The 21,201-nt window shown below is 43.5% G+C and carries 21 protein-coding genes; 13 read left to right on the plus strand and 8 right to left on the minus strand.

Annotated features, from left to right (window positions below):
* Positions 1 to 222 precede the first annotated feature (222 nt).
* On the plus strand, positions 223 to 822 hold the full coding sequence (locus A3762_RS15935) for a type I secretion C-terminal target domain-containing protein (RefSeq protein ID WP_068480196.1): 600 nt from the start codon (positions 223 to 225) through the stop codon (positions 820 to 822).
* Positions 823 to 893: 71 nt separating this feature from the next.
* Here the strand turns inward: A3762_RS15935 and A3762_RS15940 are convergent, their stop codons facing one another.
* The 3 genes from A3762_RS15940 to A3762_RS15950 are packed head-to-tail and all read right to left on the minus strand — an operon-like array spanning position 894 to position 2,767.
* Positions 894 to 1,952 carry a GTP-binding protein gene (locus tag A3762_RS15940; protein ID WP_197469304.1) on the minus strand — a complete coding sequence of 353 codons (1,059 nt, stop codon included), beginning with the start codon at positions 1,950 to 1,952 and terminating at the stop codon, positions 894 to 896.
* Positions 1,953 to 1,972: 20 nt separating this feature from the next.
* A complete protein-coding gene (locus A3762_RS15945; protein WP_068480199.1) occupies positions 1,973 to 2,434 on the minus strand; it encodes a Fur family transcriptional regulator in 462 nt (153 codons plus the stop codon).
* Positions 2,435 to 2,479: 45 nt separating this feature from the next.
* Positions 2,480 to 2,767: a hypothetical protein gene (locus tag A3762_RS15950; protein WP_068476220.1), complete on the minus strand. Its 288-nt coding sequence runs from the start codon at positions 2,765 to 2,767 to the stop codon at positions 2,480 to 2,482.
* 188 nt (positions 2,768 to 2,955) lie between these two features.
* On the opposite strand from A3762_RS15950, the gene trmY reads away from it, so the two are divergent.
* The 6 genes from trmY to A3762_RS15980 all read left to right on the plus strand — a co-directional run bounded on the left by trmY (position 2,956) and on the right by A3762_RS15980 (position 8,598).
* The gene (gene trmY / locus A3762_RS15955) at positions 2,956 to 3,549 is read left to right on the plus strand and encodes a tRNA (pseudouridine(54)-N(1))-methyltransferase TrmY (RefSeq protein ID WP_068480202.1); all 594 of its coding nucleotides are present in this window, start codon (positions 2,956 to 2,958) and stop codon (positions 3,547 to 3,549) included.
* A 369-nt stretch (positions 3,550 to 3,918) separates the two neighbouring features.
* Entirely contained in the window at positions 3,919 to 4,344 is a 426-nt protein-coding gene (locus A3762_RS15960) for an STAS domain-containing protein (protein WP_068480205.1), read from the plus strand.
* A gap of 2 nt (positions 4,345 to 4,346) precedes the next feature.
* Positions 4,347 to 5,375, plus strand: a complete 1,029-nt coding sequence (locus A3762_RS15965; protein ID WP_068480208.1) for an ATP-binding protein — start codon at positions 4,347 to 4,349, stop codon at positions 5,373 to 5,375.
* Positions 5,376 to 5,406: 31 nt separating this feature from the next.
* A complete protein-coding gene (locus tag A3762_RS15970; protein WP_197469305.1) occupies positions 5,407 to 7,077 on the plus strand; it encodes a bifunctional diguanylate cyclase/phosphodiesterase in 1,671 nt (556 codons plus the stop codon).
* A gap of 462 nt (positions 7,078 to 7,539) precedes the next feature.
* Entirely contained in the window at positions 7,540 to 7,803 is a 264-nt protein-coding gene (locus A3762_RS15975) for a PilZ domain-containing protein (RefSeq protein ID WP_068477289.1), read from the plus strand.
* Between the two features lie 48 nt (positions 7,804 to 7,851).
* Complete coding sequence (locus A3762_RS15980) at positions 7,852 to 8,598, plus strand: hypothetical protein (protein ID WP_156493509.1); 747 nt, start codon at positions 7,852 to 7,854, stop codon at positions 8,596 to 8,598.
* A 67-nt stretch (positions 8,599 to 8,665) separates the two neighbouring features.
* Here the strand turns inward: A3762_RS15980 and polA are convergent, their stop codons facing one another.
* Positions 8,666 to 11,383: a DNA polymerase I gene (gene polA / locus A3762_RS15985; RefSeq protein ID WP_068480217.1), complete on the minus strand. Its 2,718-nt coding sequence runs from the start codon at positions 11,381 to 11,383 to the stop codon at positions 8,666 to 8,668.
* Between the two features lie 113 nt (positions 11,384 to 11,496).
* On the opposite strand from polA, the gene A3762_RS15990 reads away from it, so the two are divergent.
* Together A3762_RS15990 and A3762_RS15995 are read left to right on the plus strand one after the other, a co-directional pair.
* The gene (locus A3762_RS15990; RefSeq protein WP_068473373.1) at positions 11,497 to 11,787 is read left to right on the plus strand and encodes a DUF2782 domain-containing protein; all 291 of its coding nucleotides are present in this window, start codon (positions 11,497 to 11,499) and stop codon (positions 11,785 to 11,787) included.
* Positions 11,788 to 11,923: 136 nt separating this feature from the next.
* Positions 11,924 to 12,280, plus strand: coding sequence for a hypothetical protein (locus A3762_RS15995; protein ID WP_068756587.1), 357 nt, complete (start codon positions 11,924 to 11,926; stop codon positions 12,278 to 12,280).
* Between the two features lie 79 nt (positions 12,281 to 12,359).
* On the opposite strand, the gene A3762_RS16000 is transcribed toward A3762_RS15995, so the two are convergent.
* The 4 genes from A3762_RS16000 to A3762_RS16015 form a co-directional block, all read right to left on the minus strand.
* The gene (locus A3762_RS16000; protein ID WP_068480223.1) at positions 12,360 to 12,947 is read right to left on the minus strand and encodes a hypothetical protein; all 588 of its coding nucleotides are present in this window, start codon (positions 12,945 to 12,947) and stop codon (positions 12,360 to 12,362) included.
* An 8-nt stretch (positions 12,948 to 12,955) separates the two neighbouring features.
* Positions 12,956 to 13,696, minus strand: a complete 741-nt coding sequence (locus tag A3762_RS16005; protein ID WP_068480226.1) for a hypothetical protein — start codon at positions 13,694 to 13,696, stop codon at positions 12,956 to 12,958.
* A 77-nt stretch (positions 13,697 to 13,773) separates the two neighbouring features.
* Positions 13,774 to 14,463, minus strand: a complete 690-nt coding sequence (locus A3762_RS16010) for a nucleotidyltransferase family protein (protein WP_068480229.1) — start codon at positions 14,461 to 14,463, stop codon at positions 13,774 to 13,776.
* Entirely contained in the window at positions 14,460 to 15,494 is a 1,035-nt protein-coding gene (locus A3762_RS16015; protein ID WP_068480231.1) for an aminoglycoside phosphotransferase family protein, read from the minus strand. Before A3762_RS16015 ends, A3762_RS16010 begins: the two co-directional genes overlap by 4 nt.
* Before the next feature lie 179 nt (positions 15,495 to 15,673).
* Here A3762_RS16015 and A3762_RS16020 point away from each other — a divergent pair, with 179 nt between their 5' ends.
* The 4 genes from A3762_RS16020 to rsmA are packed head-to-tail and all read left to right on the plus strand — an operon-like array spanning position 15,674 to position 21,138.
* A complete protein-coding gene (locus tag A3762_RS16020; protein ID WP_068756592.1) occupies positions 15,674 to 17,977 on the plus strand; it encodes an LPS-assembly protein LptD in 2,304 nt (767 codons plus the stop codon).
* 9 nt (positions 17,978 to 17,986) lie between these two features.
* Positions 17,987 to 19,321 carry a peptidylprolyl isomerase gene (locus A3762_RS16025; RefSeq protein ID WP_197469306.1) on the plus strand — a complete coding sequence of 445 codons (1,335 nt, stop codon included), beginning with the start codon at positions 17,987 to 17,989 and terminating at the stop codon, positions 19,319 to 19,321.
* Positions 19,322 to 20,326, plus strand: a complete 1,005-nt coding sequence (gene pdxA, locus A3762_RS16030; protein ID WP_068480235.1) for a 4-hydroxythreonine-4-phosphate dehydrogenase PdxA — start codon at positions 19,322 to 19,324, stop codon at positions 20,324 to 20,326.
* An 11-nt stretch (positions 20,327 to 20,337) separates the two neighbouring features.
* Positions 20,338 to 21,138 (plus strand): 16S rRNA (adenine(1518)-N(6)/adenine(1519)-N(6))-dimethyltransferase RsmA, encoded by an 801-nt coding sequence (gene rsmA / locus A3762_RS16035; RefSeq protein WP_068480238.1) that lies wholly within the window; start codon positions 20,338 to 20,340, stop codon positions 21,136 to 21,138.
* The last annotated feature ends 63 nt before the right edge of the window (positions 21,139 to 21,201 follow it).

A 21,201-nucleotide genomic window follows, 5' to 3' on the forward strand; every position in this document is an offset into this window, starting at 1 on the left:
AATTAAGGAAGGTTGTTTTAGCTAAGTTTTCTAGTTGTATTAGAGGATCGTTACATCCTGTTTCAAAAAAATCTTGAGTTGAACGCAAAATAACCAATTCTGTGGGGCTTAGTAGCTGTTTTCTTTTCTAGACCTCATTAACCAGAATGGTGTCTTTAGTTACAAAAAATTGGCTTTAGTGCGACGGAATCATTTTGGGAGTCTAGGTTTCAAGAGGGCGTCATGAAATATATTGTTGTTCAGAATCTCAGCATACTCGTTGAGTTAGATAATGTAGATGGCACGTGGACCTTTACGCCAAATCTGCACGAGAACCAATCGATTATTTTTACTTATGATGTCGCCGACGATAGTATGAATGCTGCTATATACGGTATTGTTGGCGATCACACCCTTTCTAGCGGTATAGGAGATGATCTACTAGTAGGCGGGAAAGGTGCCGATATCTTAACTGGCGGTGGGGGTGTAGACATATTCAAATTCGTGACGAATGATGAAAATACTACTGTAGAATTTTTTACCGATACGATTGCTAATTTTGAAGTAGGCACCGACCATATCGATTTGACTGAATTCTTACCTGAAGACAGCTTAAATTCAGGCTCCTCTGCCTCTGACTTTATCGACTTGAGCGAAGATGAGGATGGCAACACCGTTCTCTCGATTCATACAGGTGGCGATGGTGCCGATGTTGATCAAGAAATTAAGATTGAAGGCGTTTCAACGGATGAGATCTACGGTGCTGATACCACAGGTATCAGCGAAGCCGATATTTTGCAGAAGACGCTTGAAGATCAGAACCTGTTGAATGGCGGTATGTAAGTGCTTGATAGAAATCCGGAAGAAGCTAAATGACTTAGCTTCTTCCGAGTGTTTTGCGCGGTAGCTAAACACTAAGAAACCAAACACGCTACCAAAGACTCTTCCCAAGTGGCATCAACGTCATCGCAAATGATTTCAATGCGGCTTTCGTAGGCTTCGCCAAGCTCGAACAATGACAGTTCATTGTCGGCGAGATTAAAGCCACAAACACCTTGATTGGTAATGAATACGGCTTTCATGCGCTCGACATTTAAGCTGCCCAAAAAAGTCTGCAGTTTGACTAGGTCGAATTCGTCGCTTGGTGGAATTGTCCATCCGACGCTTTTAAACCCTTCACCAGAATTTTCGGCTTTGTTGATTGCACTCTTGCTTGGATTAGGATTTGAATCATGCTGATGGTCGTGGTCGTGGTCGTGGTCGTGGTCGTGGTCGTGGTCGTGGTCGTGGTCGTTGTCGCAAGCCTCTGCTTGTGACTTTCCAAATGCTGTTTCACCAACTAGCCACTCGGGCTTGAATTCTGCAAAGGCGCTGTATTCAATCGGCGTAAGTCCAAGACCTTGTTCGAATAAAAATGTCTTGAGCGTTTGCTTGTTGTTTGCGTCATACAAATCGCTTTTATTCGCTACGATTCGATCGGCAATGTGAAGCTGTTGCAAGAAGGTTTCATGGGTGGTGTAGCGCGTGTCATCCAATTTTCGCGCATCAACAAGCGTAATCGTTTGCTGGATATCGATCACTTTACGATTGAATTCATTAGAGAGTGTTTCGAGCACTTCTACTGGATGACCGAGTCCTGTTGGCTCGATGAGCAGGCGATCAGGGTTAGCGCGACTAATGAGCTGATTTAGCGCCATTTGCATGGGCAGACCATTCGTACAGCACATGCAGCCGCCGGGTAGCTCTTTAATGAAGATGGCGTTTTTGTCTGAGTTTAAGCCTTCGAGTAACGCGCCATCGATACCAATTTCACCAAATTCATTGACGAGTACGGCCCAACGTTCGCTCTCAGGTTTCTGCTTTAGTAAGTGAACGATAGCGGTGGTTTTTCCAACGCCTAGAAAACCGGTGATGATGTTGCAGGGAATAGGTGCGATGTGGTCGTGGCTGTGGTTATGATTACTGTCTTGCAAAGGTGTTTAGTCCGCGAAAGTTAGGCAGTCTGTGCGTTGCATACTGGGCAACGGCAGCTCATTTCGATTTGGGTACTTTCTAGTGTATAGCCCGCATCGGTAACATTGTTTTGGAGTTGCTGAATAATGTCATTGGGAATCACGACTTCGGTAACGCTATTACAGTTATTACAAATCAAAAACTGCGGGGTACCATGATCATGCCCACAGGTAATATGCGCGCAGGCAACATACTTATTGGCAATGTCGAGCTTATGAACAAGTTGCTCTGTCTGAAGGAAATCAAGAATACGATACACTGACATCGCGGGCAGAGGGGCTTTAAATTCATCTTTGAGGTAATCAACAAGCTCGTAAGCAGAGAGTGCTTTTTTTGATTGAATCAACGCAGAGAGGACTTGTTTTCGCTTATCGGTTAAGCGAACGCCTTTAGCTTTACACTGTTGCTCGGCGCTATTGATGATCTTATTTATTTGGCTCATTAGAACTACTTAAGTCGTAAGAATGTTCACGATATAACATATCATTTATAGCCGCAATGACTCTTTTCTAATCAATGCTGAGACTTGTTTAAGTCTGATTTTTGATGGCTTTTTGAGGGAATCTTGGTACCACTGATACATCGCCTCGTATTCTCTCATTTGTAAGTACTCGTTTGATTTGTGCTCACACCCAAGAGTATCAATCCATATAAGTATCGCAATGTATTCAATGTTGTACTGCTCGCTTAGCGCATAAGTATTGTTTTGAAGCTCTAGCACCTCAATTATCTGATGGAAATCGTCCGCAAAGTATTGAATAACGTCGTTTCGCACAGCGAAAATGTTTTAAAAGACCAGTGTAGATTAGGTGCAATAATAGTAGGTCTGGCTATTTTGATAAGGTTCTGACCCTGCTTTCGTTGTGTTTTTTATCAGGACACAGAACATGATAGCCAACTAGCTATTTCAGGATAATCTAGAGTCACGCTACAATCTGGAATCATAATTCTAGAGACGCTTTGATGAAAACCTTTATTCTTCGTGCTCGTGCAGCTCCTACCGATGCTAAGAAATTTTTGGCGGGCGTTGGAAAAGATGCCCACACAGAAATTCTCGCTCATACTTTAATGAATGCAATGTTCGTTGCCAAGTCTCACCGCCATGATGTTGTTGTGCATTTGGTGCTTGAAAGTACGCAGGATTTTTCTCGGACTGTTACATTTACCTCATCTGAACTGATTAACATTGGCGGATTTCACGAAGCTGCATTACTCGACAAAATTGCTAAGGCTTTAAAGATGTCTGCTGGTATGGAGAAAGAGAGGTTCAAGCAGGTAGAAGCAGGTATTTCCGTTCAAACCATGAGTTTTGAAAAGTTAATCAAAGAGCTCGCTAAGACTAATGAGCTATATATGATGGATGTTAAGGGTAATTCGATACGTACGATGGACTTCAAAGAAAATCCTTGTTTCATTTTGACGGACCACATTCCGATGCCCAAGAAGAGCTTTAATAGTTTGAAGCGCCTGGGTACAGAGAAGATTAATGTCGGCCCTAAAATGCTTTTTGCCTCGCAATGTGTGGTGTTGATACATAATGAACTAGATCGTCTCTAGATAAGGGTTCTAAATACAATATTGACGGATATATTCGTTTGGAATGATGTCATTCTGAGAGATGTCATGATGATCGAAACTTGGTATTGAAATCAGTTAGTACATCACTAACTTTGATCACGTACATGTTTTTCATGCGTCTTTTCAATGGCAATCGATGCTATATTTTCTAATAAATCGCCCAATTTTAATAGTTAGGCAGCGAGTTAATTTCTTTGTAGTGCCATCATTGTTGGGATTTAAGTTATCTTATTTTTTCAGTCCTAACGCCTCGTTGGAGTTACTTCGTCATTATTTTTTTAGCTTTTATTGTTTGATTTTTATACTACTATACAATTCAAGAAGTAATAACGATAAAAAGGAAGAAGGATGTCAATAGAGAAAGTTGCAGTAAGTCGGAAGCAAATCGGCGGTGAAGTACCGATGGTGGTCTCTGAGATTATCGAAGATGTGCTTTACACCGGATTGTTTGGGTCGATAGACTCAGCAAGAATGGCTCAGATCACTGATCTCACAACTCAAAAATGTAATGAGCTTCAATCAAAAATAGTAATCGTCGATTTAATGAATGTTGATGCGATTGATTCGGCTGTGTCCGCGCATCTGATAAGTCTTAGTAAGGTACTCACTTTAGTTGGTGTAGACCTCATCTTTTGTGGCATTAATGGCTCGCTTGCTAGAACTATGGTTGCCGCCGAGGTTCAATTTGTCGGTTTGAAAATTGTTCGCGACCTTAAGGAGGCAGTTTCTCAGGCACATGCTTTAACAGGCTATCAAGTTGTCAAAATAAGCTAGCTGTGAACGATAAATTGAATGCATCAGGCCTGGTTAGTTATTGCCTGGATATTTTAATTCCTTCCGATGCATACGCGGTAGCAAAATGTTCAAGAGAGATGGCCTCAGCAATAGGGTTTTCTCGGTACGAAGTTGGCATGATATCAATTGCTGTTGCGGAAATTGCCACTAATGTTATTCGATATGCCCTACCGGGAAAAGCATCAATACGCACGATATGTGCGGGAAAAGGAATTGAAATTACCATTGAGGATGCAGGGACTGGTATTCCAGATATCGATGCAGCAATGGTTGACGGTTTTTCAACGCACAGTGAGCCAAGTATTGGTAAGGGTTTGGGCGCTGCAGCTCGGAGTGTCGAGGAGTTTATATTTAATAAGAGTGACCTGACCGGCACCTCCATTACGCTTAGACATTTTTTGAAACCTGTGCTTGATGATACCGAAGTCTCGGTAAAATCTTTCCCTGCGGTGGACGCTTTTTTCAATCATGATCAATACATAATTAAGCCCTTTCATGCAGAAAATCTGCTGGTAGCTTTGTCAGACTTTAGAGAATTTGGTGCCCAATCTTCGTCTTATGCGTCAATATTTAAGACGGTTGTTGAAAGTAATTACATGGATTCGCTTGATACTCTGCTACAAAAATGTCAGCTTGCACTCAGGGAAAACAACGGGAAGTATTTATCGCAAACGTTGTTGATGAAAGTATTTCCTGACCGGTTTGAAGTGATTAGATGCGGAAATATTGGGCTTTATGTTGGCTCTGAGGTTATCCAAAGGAAGCCGATTGATCCAAGTCCTTTTTTATTGAACGGTGAGGTGGTTACCAATGGTTCGCTGGTTGAGGTCTTTCCAAGACGAACTGAAACTACGGTTCTAATACATTCCGATGGCATTAGTTTACCCAATATTTTGAACATGGAACGTAATACATCACTTGATCAACAAACGAGATCTCTTTTTGATTTGTCTGCTCTTGATGATGATGATGCGACACTGCTAGTGGTTCGAGGGAAATATGCATGCTAATTTAAATCAAACATCTACGTTAAGGCAGCAATTGTCAAGCATTGTGGGTGCGGTGCCGTTTGGAATTATTGTTATTTCACACCAAAAAGAGATCGAAATTATCAATGCGAGAGCATTGGAGTTCTTGGGTCTTGAAGATGCGCTTCCTTCAAATTTTGTGGATGAAAGCTATCAAATTTTAAAGGCAAGTATTCCTGAGGTCGTAGATAAATTTGAAAAACTAATTTTGTCACGGAAAAGGCGGCATTTTTCGCATCCATGCAGTAGTCCGCTGAATGACTTAGAATTGTTTATAACTTGCAAAAGTATGTTACACGGTACGCTCCTTATCATTGAGGATCGAACTGAAAAGAAGGCATTGATGCATCAAAATTCCCATGATCATCTTACGCAAGTATTAAATCGACAGACTTTCGAGAGACGCGTTGATACTGTTCTGCAAAGCTCGCTTGAGAGCACTAAGACTAGTGTGGTCGTGTTTATCGACTTAGATCGGTTTAAGCTAGTCAACGATTTGGCTGGCCATTCAGCAGGCGATGAAATACTTAAACAAGTATCTACGATTATTTTAAGTTGTGTCAGAAATAGAGACTCGGTCGCACGAATAGGTGGCGATGAATTTGCATTGTTACTCGAAGATTGTTCACTTAGCAAAGCACAAGACACTGTTAATCTTATTCTAAAAAAAGTAGAAAAGATTAATTTAGTTCACTTAGGCCGAGCATTAAGTGTGAGCTTATCGGCTGGCATCGCTCCAATTGATAAGGCACTTTATTCTGATGTCAGCCAACTTATTAACGCCGCCGACGCGGCGTGCCGTTATGCAAAAGGCGATAATGAAAATCGTATTCATGTCATGGATTCATCAAAAAGTGAGTATGCCTTATTCATGCAAGATAGGAATTTGCTAAGTATTTTAGATGAGGCTATTGCGAACGATCATTTTTTTCTGATGTTTCAGAGAATCAGCCCTGTAAACGACAGCAATAATCGATGCCATTACGAAGCGCTCCTGCGCCTTCAATCGGAGGATGGTGAGAACATTCCTCCCGGTTTATTTATACCAGTGGCTGAGCGTTCAAAGCTAATGCCGAAAATAGATCGCTGGGTAATCGATCGGGTCTTTTCGCAACTTACACCAAATATGCATGTGGCAATTAACTTGTCAGGGCAGTCAATTTCCGATCGGAAGTTGGGTGATTTTATTTTGTCCCTTGCCCACAAATATATCGTTAAACCTGAGCAAATTACGTTTGAGATAACAGAAACTGCTGCTATTGAAAATATTGAGAAAACTCAAGAGTTCATTGCCATGTTACGATGCGAAGGGTATGCCTTTGCTCTGGATGATTTTGGAACGGGGCTCTCATCTTATCAGTATCTAAAGAATCTGCCGATCGACTACATTAAAATTGATGGCATGTTTGTGAAAGAAATCGATGAAGATGAGTTCTCCTATGCAATGATCAAATCAATTAACAGTTTCGCACATACCATTGGTTTGAAGACTATCGCAGAGTTTGTTACTAGTGCGCCTATTCATGAAAAATTAAAAGAAATTGGTGTCGATTTTGCGCAAGGCTTTTATTTACACAAACCCCAAATATTGGAACAAATAATAAAAAACACAGAATTGGATGTTCCCCCTGAAGATAATGTTGTTCTGGAGCTAAAGGGTAGTGTCCGTTGCGCCCCAGTTTGAGTTTTTTTAGGTGAGAGCTCCGGCTTCATAGTATGTCGGATAAAATTTTCATATGCCCTCATTTCTCTGAGTCACTTCTTGCGTTTTAAAAACTTTGATTTAGCACTGGATGGTTTTGTCTCTACGCATAGAACAAAATAATTAGCGCTGTCCTAATTATAGAATTTACAAACCTGACTATATCTAGTGATGCAATAACTTATTAACTTAGTTATACATTTATTATTTCTAAGAGATAACATTCCTTATGATTCCCTTATATAAACAAACTAGAGATATAGATTTGAACTTATATAGGGCGGTAGAGAGCATGGTTTTGGTATTAAGTCTTCCTAAGTCTATGCTCTAACTTTCTTAACAAACCGTATAGCCTGCGAGCGCCGATTTGCTAGGAAAGCACAGGGTGCTTCGTTAATATGCTGCGGGTAATATAAATACTAATAAACAAATATGTAGAGCCTTATGTCTGATAGCCGACGTCACCCAAGAATCCCGATGAAAGCGCAAGTTAAAATCTCTCATGAGAGCTTTGGAGAGGTTGTCGCCTCAACCAAAGACATCTCTGACGGAGGGGTTTTCCTACTCACGGATAATTCTGATATGCCTGCCATTGGTACTGTGATTCAAGGGCAAGTTCAAGGCTTAACAGGTGATGCCCCGATTCTGAATATGGAAATCATGCGCAGAACAGCAGAGGGCATTGGCTTACGTTTTATTTTGGATTGATCGCCGAATTCACTTCTTAACTTTTTACATAATTGCATGGAGGTTGCGATGCGAGCGCATATTGCATTTATCTCTGCGACAGCAGTGGTCGCTTCATTAGGTTTTTCCCATATTTCTCACGCTCAAGAAAATGTTCGCGCGAATTACAACGAGCCAACCAGAGGCTTTTATATCGAGCATGGAACGGTTGCAGATAATCGTGAGGCGTCTATCGAATTGCACTCAGGATCAGACAATATCGATGCGGGTGGTGGCGTTCGATTAGGTTTGCCAGGAGCAGAATTGATTCTGAATAGCGGCCTAAATAGCTATGACGAAAACCAAGTAATGTTGAAATATGCAATGCCTGACTTAACGCTCGATGAGAGTGGAGCGCATCCATTTAGATGGAGTGTGATCGGTGCGTTTTCGCATACTGATTTAGAGAATGAGCAAGGCCAGACAGTGCTCGATCAATCTAATTTGAAACTTGGTGCAGCCTTCACTGTTGATGCTGATGCGGGAACATTTACCATTGCTCCACGTTTTGTATATGCAGATGGTGATCAGAAAGACGATAACTTTTTGGAGCTAGATGTCGGTGCATATGTTGGCATTATTGATACGCAAGCGGGGTTGTTTTCTGCAGGTGTTGAAGCCTTAATGACAACCGCGGATAACACCGATAATACTTATACTTTAGGTGTGCGTTGGGCTTACGATCAGAAGTTGAATGTTGATATTGTCCCTGTGGTTTATAGTAATGACGAACTGTTTGGCGTACCGGGCTTAGTTCGTGTGAACTATCAGCTTTAAAATGAGATTTCATCAAAAAAGGCAGCCAGTTGGCTGCCTTTTTTGCATCTGAGCGTTTGATCAGTAATTAGTGCGCTTCATCCCAGTTGTCGCCAATTCCCGCTTCGACAATCAGTGGCACGTCAAGATTTGCTGCGCCCATCATGAGCTCACTGAGTAAGCTTGCAATCTCATCGACTTGATCTTCTCGTACTTCGACAATGAGTTCATCGTGTACCTGCATGATCATCTTCGCATCAAGCTCACTAGAGGCTAGTGCGGTTTCAACATCTAACATTGCGCGTTTGATGATATCTGCAGCGGTTCCTTGCATAGGTGCGTTGATCGCGGTTCGCTCGGCTGCTTGTTGCATCATTTTATTACGCGCGTTGATATCAGGAAGATACAAACGGCGACCAAACACGGTCTCAACATAGCCATCATCATGTGCTTGCTTGCGAATACGGTCCATGTAATCGAGCACGCCTGGATAACGCTCAAAATAACGATCAATATAATCTTGAGCTTCGTAACGCTCTACCTTGATCTGCTTAGCTAGACCAAAGGCAGACATTCCGTATATCAAGCCAAAATTGATGGCTTTTGCCTTGCGTCGTTGATCACTAGTGACCTCTTCGAGCGCTACTTCAAATACTTCTGCCGCAGTTGTCTTGTGAACATCAGCACCGTGAGCGAAAGCATCTAACAAACCTTTGTCTTGAGATAGGTGCGCCATGATGCGCAGTTCAATCTGAGAGTAGTCGGCTGCAATGAGTTTATAGCCTTGCTCTGCAACAAATGCTTGCCTAATACGGCGTCCTTCAGCGGTACGAATCGGTATGTTCTGAAGATTTGGGTCGCTTGATGATAAGCGTCCGGTGGCCGTAACTGCTTGGTGGTAAGACGTATGAATGCGCCCAGTGCTAGCATTGATCAGTTGCGGAAGTTTGTCCGTGTATGTGGATTTGAGCTTCGCAAGGCTGCGGTGCTCTAAAATCAGTTTCGGAAGAGGGTAATCGAGAGCGAGCTCTTGTAATACCGGCTCTGCCGTCGATGGTTGGCCCTTCGGCGTTTTTTTGATGATCGGCAATTCAAGCTTTTCAAAGAAGATGGCTTGTAATTGCTTGGGAGAAGCCAAGTTGAATTCTTCTCCAGCAAGCTCATAGGCTTCTTTCTCTAGCTCGCTAATGCGTTGTTCTAACTCTTGGCTTTGTTGTGCAAGCTTGTGCGCATCGACCTTTGCTCCGCGACGTTCGATGTTAGAAAGCACGCGAACAAGTGGCTTATCAATTTCTTGGTAGACAGACAGTAAACCTTTTTCTTCTGATAATTGCGGGAACAAAGCTTCGTGAAGTTGCAAAGTGATGTCAGCATCTTCGGCTGCGTAAGGCCCAGCTTTCTCTATATCAATCTGATTAAAGGTAAGCTGCTTCGCGCCTTTTCCCGCGATATCTTCAAAGTGAATAGTGGTTCGATTTAGATATTTTTCTGCCAATGTATCCATGTCATGGCGCGAGCCGGTCGAGTTCAATACATAAGACTCAACCATGGTATCGTGCTCAATACCTTCGAGTGTGATGCCATGATTCAACAGCACATTGCGGTCATACTTTAGATTCTGACCAAGCTTTAAAACAGCTGGATTCTCAAGTAAGGGTTTCAAGCTTGCGAGTACTGCATCTTGATCTAATTGTTGCGGTGCGCCGAGATAATCATGTCCAAACGGAACGTAAGCGGCCTTTCCGGCTTCGCAGCTAAATGAAACGCCAACAACGCGTGCTTGCATGTAATCAAGGCTGGTTGTTTCGGTATCGAATGCAAAATATGGTGCAGCCTTTAAGCGTGCAAGCCAATCATCGAACTGTGCTTGCTCAAGCACAATGTCGTATTCTTTTTTTATCTCGACGGCTGGCGCTTTGTTTTCTGAATCAGATCCTTCAGGGGTGGTACCCGTTGCGTCGAGAGCGTTTAGAAGAGATTTGAATTCAAACTCGGTATATAACTCACGCAATGCATCTAGGTTTGGTGACTCTTGCGTGATATCACCAAGATTTTGCTCGAGTTCGATATCGCATTTAATGGTCGCAAGTTCATAAGAAAGTGGCAGCAGTTCTAAGGCATTACGGAGATTCTCTCCAATTTTTCCGCCCACGCTATCTGCGTTTTCCATCACGCCTTTTAAGCTTTCATATTGCCCCAACCATTTCACGGCAGTTTTTGGACCACATTTTGGAACACCAGGAATGTTATCAACCGTGTCGCCGACGAGCGCTAAGTAATCGATAATTTGATTTGGTTTAACACCAAATTTTTCGACGACGCCTTCCTCATTCATATAGATGTTGGTCATTGTATTCATCAGCGTGACATGCGGCGTGACAAGTTGCGCCATGTCTTTATCGCCGGTCGATACAACCACATCATGCTGCGTGTCTGTAGCTTGTTTTGCTAATGTGCCAATGACGTCATCAGCTTCAACGCCCGCAATAACGAGTAACGGTAATCCCATAGCCTGAATAATGTCGTGAATCGGCTGAATTTGGGAACGTAAGTCGTCCGGCATTGGGGGACGATTGGCTTTGTAGTCCTCATACATTTCATGACGAAAGTTTTTTCCTTTGGCATCAAAGACAACAATGATCTTAGAGTCAGGATAATCGCTTTGCAGACGCTTCATCATATTGATGACACCTTTGATTGCGCCTGTGGGTTGTCCTTTTGAGTTGTTGAGCGGAGGAAGCGCGTGATACGCGCGGAATAAATAAGATGAACCGTCAACGAGAACGGTAGGTGCCGATGTTGTCATGAAATTGGTCTGAATAAGTCGTTGGTAAAGTTTGCTATAGTAAGGAAAAACGTGCCAAGCTTAAACCTCAATTCCATCTACACTTTGAGTTAATTTCCTCTCGAGAACTTATTATGCAAACCCTATTAAAATTCTGTGCAGTCGCTGCAATTATGTTGGCTTCTTTTTCGGTTCCATATCTTAGTGCGGAAGACTTAGCGACTGGTGAGCAGCCTGATATCGTGATTCGAGAAGAAGAGGATAAAACGTTCTACGAGTATCGTGTAAATGGCATATTAAAAGAGATCAAAGTCGTGCCAAAAGTTGGCCCTGAGTATTACTTAGTTCCTGCCGATGGCGAGGGCTGGATTCGTGAAGAACGCTCACAAATGTTAGTGCCTAAATGGGTTCTTTTTGAATGGTAAGAGAATAATCTAAAACTTAGTATGATTATTCTAAACCTGCTTGTTACTCTGGCTTCAACTTAGGGAGTTGCTCGAAAAAACGAGACTGCCTTGTTATTACGAAATCTAGGGATGCTTAATAAGCGAGGAAAATATCATGGCGAATATCAAAAACTACCAAGAACAAGCTCAAGAAGTTGTAGCAAAAGCAATCGACGCAGTTGAAGGTCAATACAAGGCTCTTGCTGGTGCGTCTTTCGGTTATGCTGAGAAGTACTACAACGTAGAAACTGTTAAGACTAAGCACGATGAGTACTTGGCAATCGCTTCTGACAAAGCGCGTGAAGTAAACAAAACTGTTGGTTCATTCACAGCAGATTTGATTGCTAAGTTTGAAAAAGAAGCTCCAGTTGCTAAGAAACCAGCGGCTAAAAAGCCTGCTGCTAAGAAAGCACCTGCTAAGAAAGCGGCAGCGAAAAAAGCGCCTGCTAAGAAAGCAGAAGCTGCAGCTTAATCTGTAGTCAAAACGAAAAAGGAGGCCTAAGCCTCCTTTTTTTTGTGTCTGAATATTTCCTATCTGTCTATTTATCTTTCTAGCGAGCGCCGGCTTGCTGCGCGGATATACCTTCAAACGAAACGCGTGCGTTTACGTTTAGCTCAGAAAGATACGCGTTTATAGCGTTTGCGCGCTCCTTCTCTAGGGAGCGATGCATTTGATTATGCACGTATTCGTTTTGAACATTCTTCCTCATTAGAACAAACACCTCGACGTTCTGATCCGAATTCCAATCGGCAAATAAATCTTGGAATGCTGTGCTTGCAGAGCGATTCAATGCACTCGCTCCTTCAGAGAATAGCAAAGCACTATCAATCACTACTTTGGGTGTTGGCGCATTTTTTTGTATTTCTACATAGTGGCTTAAGTTGTATAAGGTCGTCCGCTCAATTAATAGCTTTGATATATCCGGCGCCGGTGTTGCAAGCTGTTTACTTATAGACTGGTCGCTTACGATTGGAGCAGCATGCGTGGCATCTTCATTTACCATGCTTGATTTGATTGTGCTCAGGTAGATGATCAAGCAGACAACTAACGATAGCGCTGCAAGGTTTATGGTGCTGTTGTCGCTGGTTTTAGTTCTAGCATGAAAGCTGAAACGTGCTGAATCGATCGCGATGCTCATGTTATTTTTTAGGAAGCTTTACGTGTTGTGAAAATAAAGCTTGAAGGCTTTTTAGCTACTTTGTTTGCCGGCTTGGCAGGCCCTTTGATGTGATCGAGCCCGTTTGTCATGGCTTCAAGCACGGATCGAATTTGTGCCGGCGTTTGGCCTTGGCTAATCATCATGATGCCTTCAGCGTGAATATTTAAGGCGTCATGATGTATTTCCATTTGACGATACAAGCGTTCAATCAAAGGTTTGCAAACAAAGCCCTGTACACACAAAGCGAACGCTAATGTTGTTAGCGGCGCAAGAGCTAATTCAGCTCCTTCTATAGACATGAATTGAAGCTGTCCGATGAGCGTCATGACTGCTACAAACATAGCAATAGTTAGTAAGTTTGTATTAAGAAGTTCCAACTTATTGATATGCCGCTTTCGGGCTTGAATGGCTGATTTTAGCTGCCATTGAAGGGTTTTTTGCAATTCGTCTTCTTCGTATTCCTCACGCACAGCGATGAGTCCTGTGCGCAATAAACTTGGCGACATATTGATGAGTTCGCGATCGATAAAATTGAATTGTTTGCGAAACCAAAGCTTAGAAAATGCCACGATTTGTATGAGTGCTTGTTGCTCGTCGGCTTCAAGTTCTGCGTGATCCTGACGCAGCTCGATGTAAGCGGACTTCGCTTCTTTCCATGAAAGTGTTGCGATAATAAAGATCGAGCACAAAACAATAAAAATAAAGATGCTCAGTAGACTTAGCCACATGGTCGTTGCTCCAGTGATATGACAGCATTTTGACAAAAAGAAATATTTGTCAAAATAAAGCAAAAACTAAGCCTGTTTTATGCGAGTCGATTTCTTAAGGTTTCGAGACGACTTGGTGTACCAACATCTAGCCAGTACCCATCTAATGTTGATGCCTGCAATTGATGAGATTGCGCTAGCTCTTTAAGCATTGGTCCCAAGGGTGCTTTTCCTTCAGGCAGATTTTTAAACATGCTTGGCCGGTATAGGCCAATACCGGAATAAGTATGTGATAGAGGCGCGATGAGCGTGGCGAGTATCTGTTTGCTGTTAGTGCTATCGATTCCGAAATCACCCTTAGTATTGTGCTCCGGGTTTTCGCACAGAAGGATGTGCGCTTTTATCTCTTTACCGATCTTGTTTTCTAATAAAGCCGTGAGAGGCGCTTCTGTGTAGACATCACCATTGATCAGCAGAAATGGCGTATCGTCCTCTGAATTTAAAAAAGAGAGGGCGCTACGGATGCCTCCAGCCGTTTCTAGCAGTGAGGCTTCATTGAATAATTGAATATTGAGTCGGTTACGCCAAACCGCATCGACATGACTTTCTATTTTCTCTCCAAGCCAATGGGTGTTAATAGCGATGTCTTTAATCCCAAGAGCTTCTAGTCGTTCTAAGTGAAGATCAATCAGGGTCTTGTCGCCGACTTTCAATAAAGGTTTTGGGCAAGTGTCTGTAAGTGGGCGCATTCTGGAGCCAAGCCCTGCCGCAAGAATCATTGCTTTCATGACGCTGTATTTTCTTGTGATTGTGCTTCGACGAAGGCCAGCATAGGTTCCTTGATGTGTTCCTCGAGAAGTTCTCCAAAGGCATGTAAGTCTTCATATGAATTGCACGCTTCGACAATGTAGGAGAATGTTCTTGGGATGTCTTTGAGATAGCCATACTTGCCATCACGAAGAGCAAGTCGCGCAAAAATACCTGCCGCTTTCATATGGCGCTGAATACCCATCAAATCAAACTGCTTTTTGAAAAGCTCTGGGGCAATGTTTGTGAGTGTTGAATGAGTGCCTGCAAATTCTGTCATGAGCTGCTCGACTAAGTCTTGATCAAGCTCGATATAGCAGTCTTTCAAAAGTGAAACCAAATCGTATGTGGCTGGACCAAATACGGCGTCTTGGAAATCAATGATGCCCACTTGATCTCCTTGCATCATGATGTTTCGTGAGTGGTAGTCGCGATGCACCACACATTGTGTCTGCTCTAACGCACTTTTTATCAAAAGGGCTTGGGCGTTTTTCAGAGTAGTAAGTTGTTCTGGAGTTAAGGCGATTGAAAGAGCTGAGTCGATGAGCCAGTCACTGAATAAATCTAATTCGCGCTGCAAAAGCGCTTCATCGTAACTTGGCAGTGTCTTGTTGTTTGGCAATGTTTGAATGCGTTGTAATTCATCGAGCGCCAATGAATAGATGCGGTGTTGCGTTGTTTTGTCTTGTTGTGCAACACATCCATAGAACTGTACGTCACCAAAATCTTCAAGTAACAGAAAGCCATTTTCTAAGTCTTGTGCAAATAATTCGGGAACTCGAATTCCTTGAGCCCGCCATTGCTGTGTAATTTGAATGAAAGCCGTGCAGTCTTCTTTTTCTGGAGGTGCGTCCATCACGATATAGCTTCTTTGCTCTGCAGCATGACTTGCGCGGAAATAACGCCGAAAACTGGCGTCCCCAGCAACGGGTGTCAGTTCGATGTCTTGAGCGTTTTGTGGCGATAGTTGTGTCTTTAGCCAGCTTTCAAGAAGCTGAATTCTTTGAGGCATGATTTGAATGTCCGAATCGAGCGTGTGATATTTATATTTTGCGCTATGTTTTGCTTATTCTGTAACGCTCAGGCCAAGCATCCTAATCAAAAAGTTAAATGACATCAAAGGTGCCAAGGTTTATCATTTGCGCATTCAAACCCCCCTCGTATTTTGCCTAGTTTTATTTGAGGTTCTACATGCCTTTTAGTTTGAAGCGTCCGAGCTTCTTTGTGTCGATGTGCGTAACATCGATGATGTTAGCGCGTGTAGAAACGACATTGGCAGATTCCGCTAATTCAGCCTGTGCAACACCTAAAATTCCTGTGCTTTATCCTCAAGCTATGGGTGAGAGTTTGGGTGATCTATCGTTCGACCCAACTGTTACTGTGCATGCTGATTATGTCGAGTACAAAGAGAATAATCGTTTGGAGTTAGAAGGCCAGGTAGAGATTATTCGAGAGGGCTATTACGCAAGAAGTGACGCGGCGGTTATCGATCAAAAGCAGAACCAAGCCACCATGCAAGGCCATATTGTTATTCAAGGCCCGCAAATGCATATGACGAGCGATTCCGCGGATGTTGATTTGAACGAGGGAAGTGCGAAACTTCATAACGCCAAGTTTATTGATCCTGATACGGGTTTCCGTGGTGGAGCCGAACTGATTGATCAAAAACATGAGACGCTTCTAAGTATTGAAGACGGCAGTTTTACGACGTGTAATGGTGAAGAGCCTGATTGGTCGTTTTATGCGTCTGAGATTGAATTAGATCAAGAGCAAGGTTTCGGTACGGCAAGTCATGCTCGATTTACCATCAAAGATGTTCCAGTCTTTTATGTTCCTTGGTTTACGTTCCCGATTGATAAACGTAGAAAATCAGGTTTTTTATATCCCACGATCGGTACCTCAAACGTAGGGTCGGGGCTTTATATCTCGGCTCCGTATTACCTGAACTTAGCGCCAAACTATGATGCGACCATTACGCCTAATTGGATTGGTGGGCGCGGCGCTTATGAAGAAGCTGAGTTTCGATACAAAAGTGCACTGCAAGAAACAACGCTTACTACCGGATACATCGACGAAGATAAGGCCTATATCAAAGATCAGGTAGCACTTGGTAATTTTGATGAAAGTGGCGAGCGCTGGGGTTGGAGTATTGAGCAAGATTGGTCGCTCGATACTGTATATACCGACACCTCAGCTTATCTCAGTTATACCCAAATCAGTGATGATGATTATTTGGATGATCTTGACCAAGGCTTACAGGTCACGAGTGACGACCTACTAGACAGACGTTTGTTGCTGAGCCACACCGGCGAAAATTACCGCTTTGACGCCTTACTACAACAATATAAATCTCTGAATATTAATACCTTGGCATCGGAGCAGCCATACCAGCGATTACCTGAGCTGAACCTTGATATCTATGAGGCATATCAGCATCTCGATGTCGACTGGAATAGCCAGTATGTTTATTTCTATCGTGAAAAAGATGACTTAGTTGGTACAGAGCGAGTGCGCGGTTCGCGCGCGCGTCATCAACCTCGATTGAGCGTACCTTTGCGTAATAGCTGGGCATATGCGACGCCAGCACTGAGTATTGACCATACCGACTATTATTTAGAAGACTCTGGTTTAGAGGATAAATACCAGTCTCGCACTGTTCCAACCTTAGAGCTCGACGCAGGCATGGCGTTTGATCGCACGCCAACGATATTGCCTGAAACCTACACAAACAGCCTCGAACCGCGTATCTACTACGTATATTCAGATTATGTTGATCAGAGCGATCTACCAAACTTTGATTCGACGATTCCGAGTTTTAATTACGATAACTTGTTTCGCGCGAATCGCTTTACCGGTGGTGATCGCGTGAGTGATGAAAACCGTTTGACCTTAAGTTTGACTAGTCGTTATACCGATTGGGAACGAGGCTTAGATGTATTGAGTGTGAGTTTAGGGCAGGTCACACAGTTTGAAGAGCAAAAAGTGGGTGCAGCTCAGAATCTTCGCGTATTAGATGGTGATTCCTTATTGGCATCAGAAGTCACTTTACGTCCTGATTACCTTTGGACGTTCCGTTATTCAAACCTATGGGATAGCAGTAAAAACGAGACGCAAGAAAGCGTGACGAGTGCGTCGTATTATAGCGAACACAGCAATACGATATTGAATTTAGCGCACCGCTTTCGACGTGGCGAAATCGAGCAAAGTGATACGTCGGTTATTTACCCCTTAAATGCTGAGGTGAGTGCGCTAGGTCAGTGGCGTTATGATTTAGGTTCTCATCGAACGATAGGCAGCTTGGCGGGTCTTGAGTACACGAGCTGCTGCTGGCGAATACAAGTTTTAGGACAGCGTTACCTGACTGACACGAGTGAAATGGATAATGCGATTTTATTCCGCTTCCAGCTCGGTGGCTTGGGTGGCTTGGGTGTTAATGATGCGAAAATGGACGGATTGATTCCTGGGTATCAACGCCGAGAAGACGAGATTAATTAAGGTAAAACTATGTTTGGATTGATCAAAATGAAGTGGCAGCAAAGTATCGCTCTCATGTTGACGCTTGCTGTAATGATGCCGAATATCGTGCATGCAAACGATGAACCGGAGCTACTAGATCGTGTACTTGTGATTGTTGACGATGACATCGTCATGGAATCAGAACTAAAACAACGACTGCGCCAAATTACGCAACGCTTGCAGGCGCAGGGTACCCGTTTACCTCCACAAGAAATCATGAATCAAAGAGTACTAGAGCAGCTTATTCTAGAAAGCATCCAGCTTCAAAAAGCTGACTTAGCAGGTATTCGTGTGAGCGATGCACAGCTCAACGAGACCTTAGTCAACATCGCAAGCTCAAGCGGTATGACCCTACAGCAATTCCAACAACAGCTGGCGAAAGAGGGTGAAACCTATGCCGCAGCGCGAGAGCAAATTCGTCGTGAAATGCTCGTGTCGCGTGTGCAGCAGCGAGAGGTTGATCGTCGCGTCCGCGTGACTGAGCAGGAAATTAATAACTTCTTGAGTTCCAGTGAGGCACGTGAACGTTCAGGAACAGAATACTATATCGGTCATATTCTGATTTCAGTTCCTGAGGATGCTACGCCTGAACAAGAAGAAGCTGCGCAAGAACGTGCCGATGCCGTGTTAGCAGAGCTAAAGAATGGGGCAGACTTCCAACAAGTTGCGATTGCTCGTTCTGATGGCCGCCAAGCATTAAATGGTGGTGTTATTGGATGGCGTAAAGAGAATGAATTGCCATCGATTGCGGCCGATGTACTGCCAAACTTGGTGAAGGGACAACCTTCTGAGTTGATTCGTTCGGCAAGTGGCTTCCACATTATAACCGCTTTAGATAAACGCGGTGGAACAGAGCAGTGGGTTGAGCAGCGCAAGGTGCGCCATATCTTAGTGGCACCGAGTGCAATTCGTAGCGATCGCCAAGCTAAAGAGATTATCGACAAGCTCTACGAGCGTGTGATCAATGGTGATGATTTTGCAGAGCTAGCGAGATCTAATTCGGATGATCCTGTGTCGGCGATAGATGGTGGCGCTTTAGATTGGGTCAGCCCTGGACAAATGGTTCCTGAGTTCGAAGATGTGATGAACGCTACGAAGGTTGGTGAAATCAGTGAGCCATTTCGATCTAATTTCGGTTGGCATATCTTACAAGTTCAAGATAGTCGACAGCAGGATATAAGTGCCTTGGTGCAAGAAAACCAGGCAAGGCAGTTGATCTATCGCAGAAAATTCGAGGAAGAGCTCGTAATTTGGTTGCAAGAAATTAAGTCTGAAGCATTTATCGAGTTTAAAGATGAAACGCTTCGCGTAGAGGGCTTATAAGTGGGCGATACTCGAGCTCATTATCTTGCTGTCACGCCAGGAGAGCCTTCCGGTATTGGCCCTGATCTATGCGTACTTTTAGCACAAGAATCGTGGTCTATACCTTTAGTCTTCATTGCTGATCCTAAAGTACTAGTTGAACGTGCTGAGCAGTTAGGTGTGCCGTTTGAAGCGGTCGAGTATGTTCCGAATACCTCACACCAGTTAAGCTCAGGTCAAGCGTTTGTATGTAGTGTATTGGTTGATCAACCTGTTATGGCTGGGCACTTAGACGCTAATAACGCCGCTTATGTGCTTAGAACTCTCGATCGTGCTATCGAGGGTTGTCTTTCCGGAGAATTCTCTGCGATCGTAACAGCGCCAGTTCATAAGGGTGTGATCAATGATGCCGGAGTGAGTTTTAGCGGCCATACCGAATATCTCCAAGAAAAGTGTGGCGTCGATAAAGTCGTTATGATGCTTGCTAATCGTCATATGAAAGTATCGCTTGCAAGTACTCACTTACCCCTTAAGGACGTCTCCCAGTCAATTACTCCTGAATCTTTACAGCGCGTTATTGAAATTTTACTTGCTGATATGCGCGGTAAGTTTGGTGTTGAGAAGCCTCGTATTTTGGTGGCTGGGCTGAATCCGCATGCAGGGGAAGATGGTCATATGGGGCGAGAAGAGATCAACGTCATTCAGCCCGTCATGGCTAGTTTTGAAGATGCGCTTTGCGAGTTAGTTGGTCCTTTACCTGCAGACACTTTGTTTACTCAAAAATACCTTGAAAACGCCGATGCAGTGCTTGCTATGTATCACGACCAGGGGCTCCCTGTTTTGAAGTATGCAGGCTTTGGCGAGTCAGTGAACATAACCTTGGGTCTACCGATTATTCGCACCTCTGTGGACCATGGAACCGCATTAGATTTAGCTGGAACCGGAAATATTGATACGGGAAGTTTGCGTACCGCGATCTCGATGGCTATAGATATGGTCAAAGCCAGTAACAACATTCTTAAATAGGTAAAACGAATATGGCTCAACGAAAAAAAACCGTTGGTCATCAAGCGCGAAAACGCTTTGGACAGAACTTCTTAAGCGATGACGCGATTATTGCGCGTATTGTCAGTGGCATTAATCCGCGTCCGGGTGACCGCATGGTGGAAATTGGACCTGGGCTTGGAGCACTAACAGAGCATCTGTTAGATGGGCTTGATGGCAACTTACAGGTTGTTGAACTTGATAGAGATTTGATACCGGTTCTGCGTACCAAATTCTTTAATTATCCTGATTTCAACATTAATGAGGCTGACGCACTGAAGTTCGACTTTAATGCTTTAGCTGATGAAGAGCACCCTTTGCGTGTTGTTGGTAACTTGCCTTACAATATTTCGACACCTTTGATCTTCCACCTGCTCGACAATATCAAGCATCTGAAAGATATGCATTTTATGCTCCAGAAAGAAGTCGTAGAGAGAATGGCTGCTGTGCCAGGGCATTCTTTGTATGGTCGATTAGGCATCATGACGCAGTATTATTGCCGGGTTCAGCCTTTATTTATCGTTGGGCCTGATGCCTTTGAACCTGCTCCAAAAGTTGATTCTGCGATAGTGAGATTAACACCGCATAAAGAGCTACCGCATCCAGTCGAATCGCTTGAGCGTTTGCAGACGATTGTTAAAACGGCATTTACTAAGCGAAGAAAGACCTTACGTAATGCTTTGTCGGGTGTGATTGAGCTGGAAGCGCTTGAAGAGCTAGATATTGATGCTGGATTGCGCCCTGAAAATTTAAGTCTTGCCCAGTATGCGGCCTTGACCAACTGGAAGCCTTAGCTTCCAGTTTTCATCATTGCAGCCATTCCAATCACCTCTTCTGGGGCTTCGAATAATGGCAGC

This window comes from Oleiphilus sp. HI0125 (genome assembly GCF_001635355.1).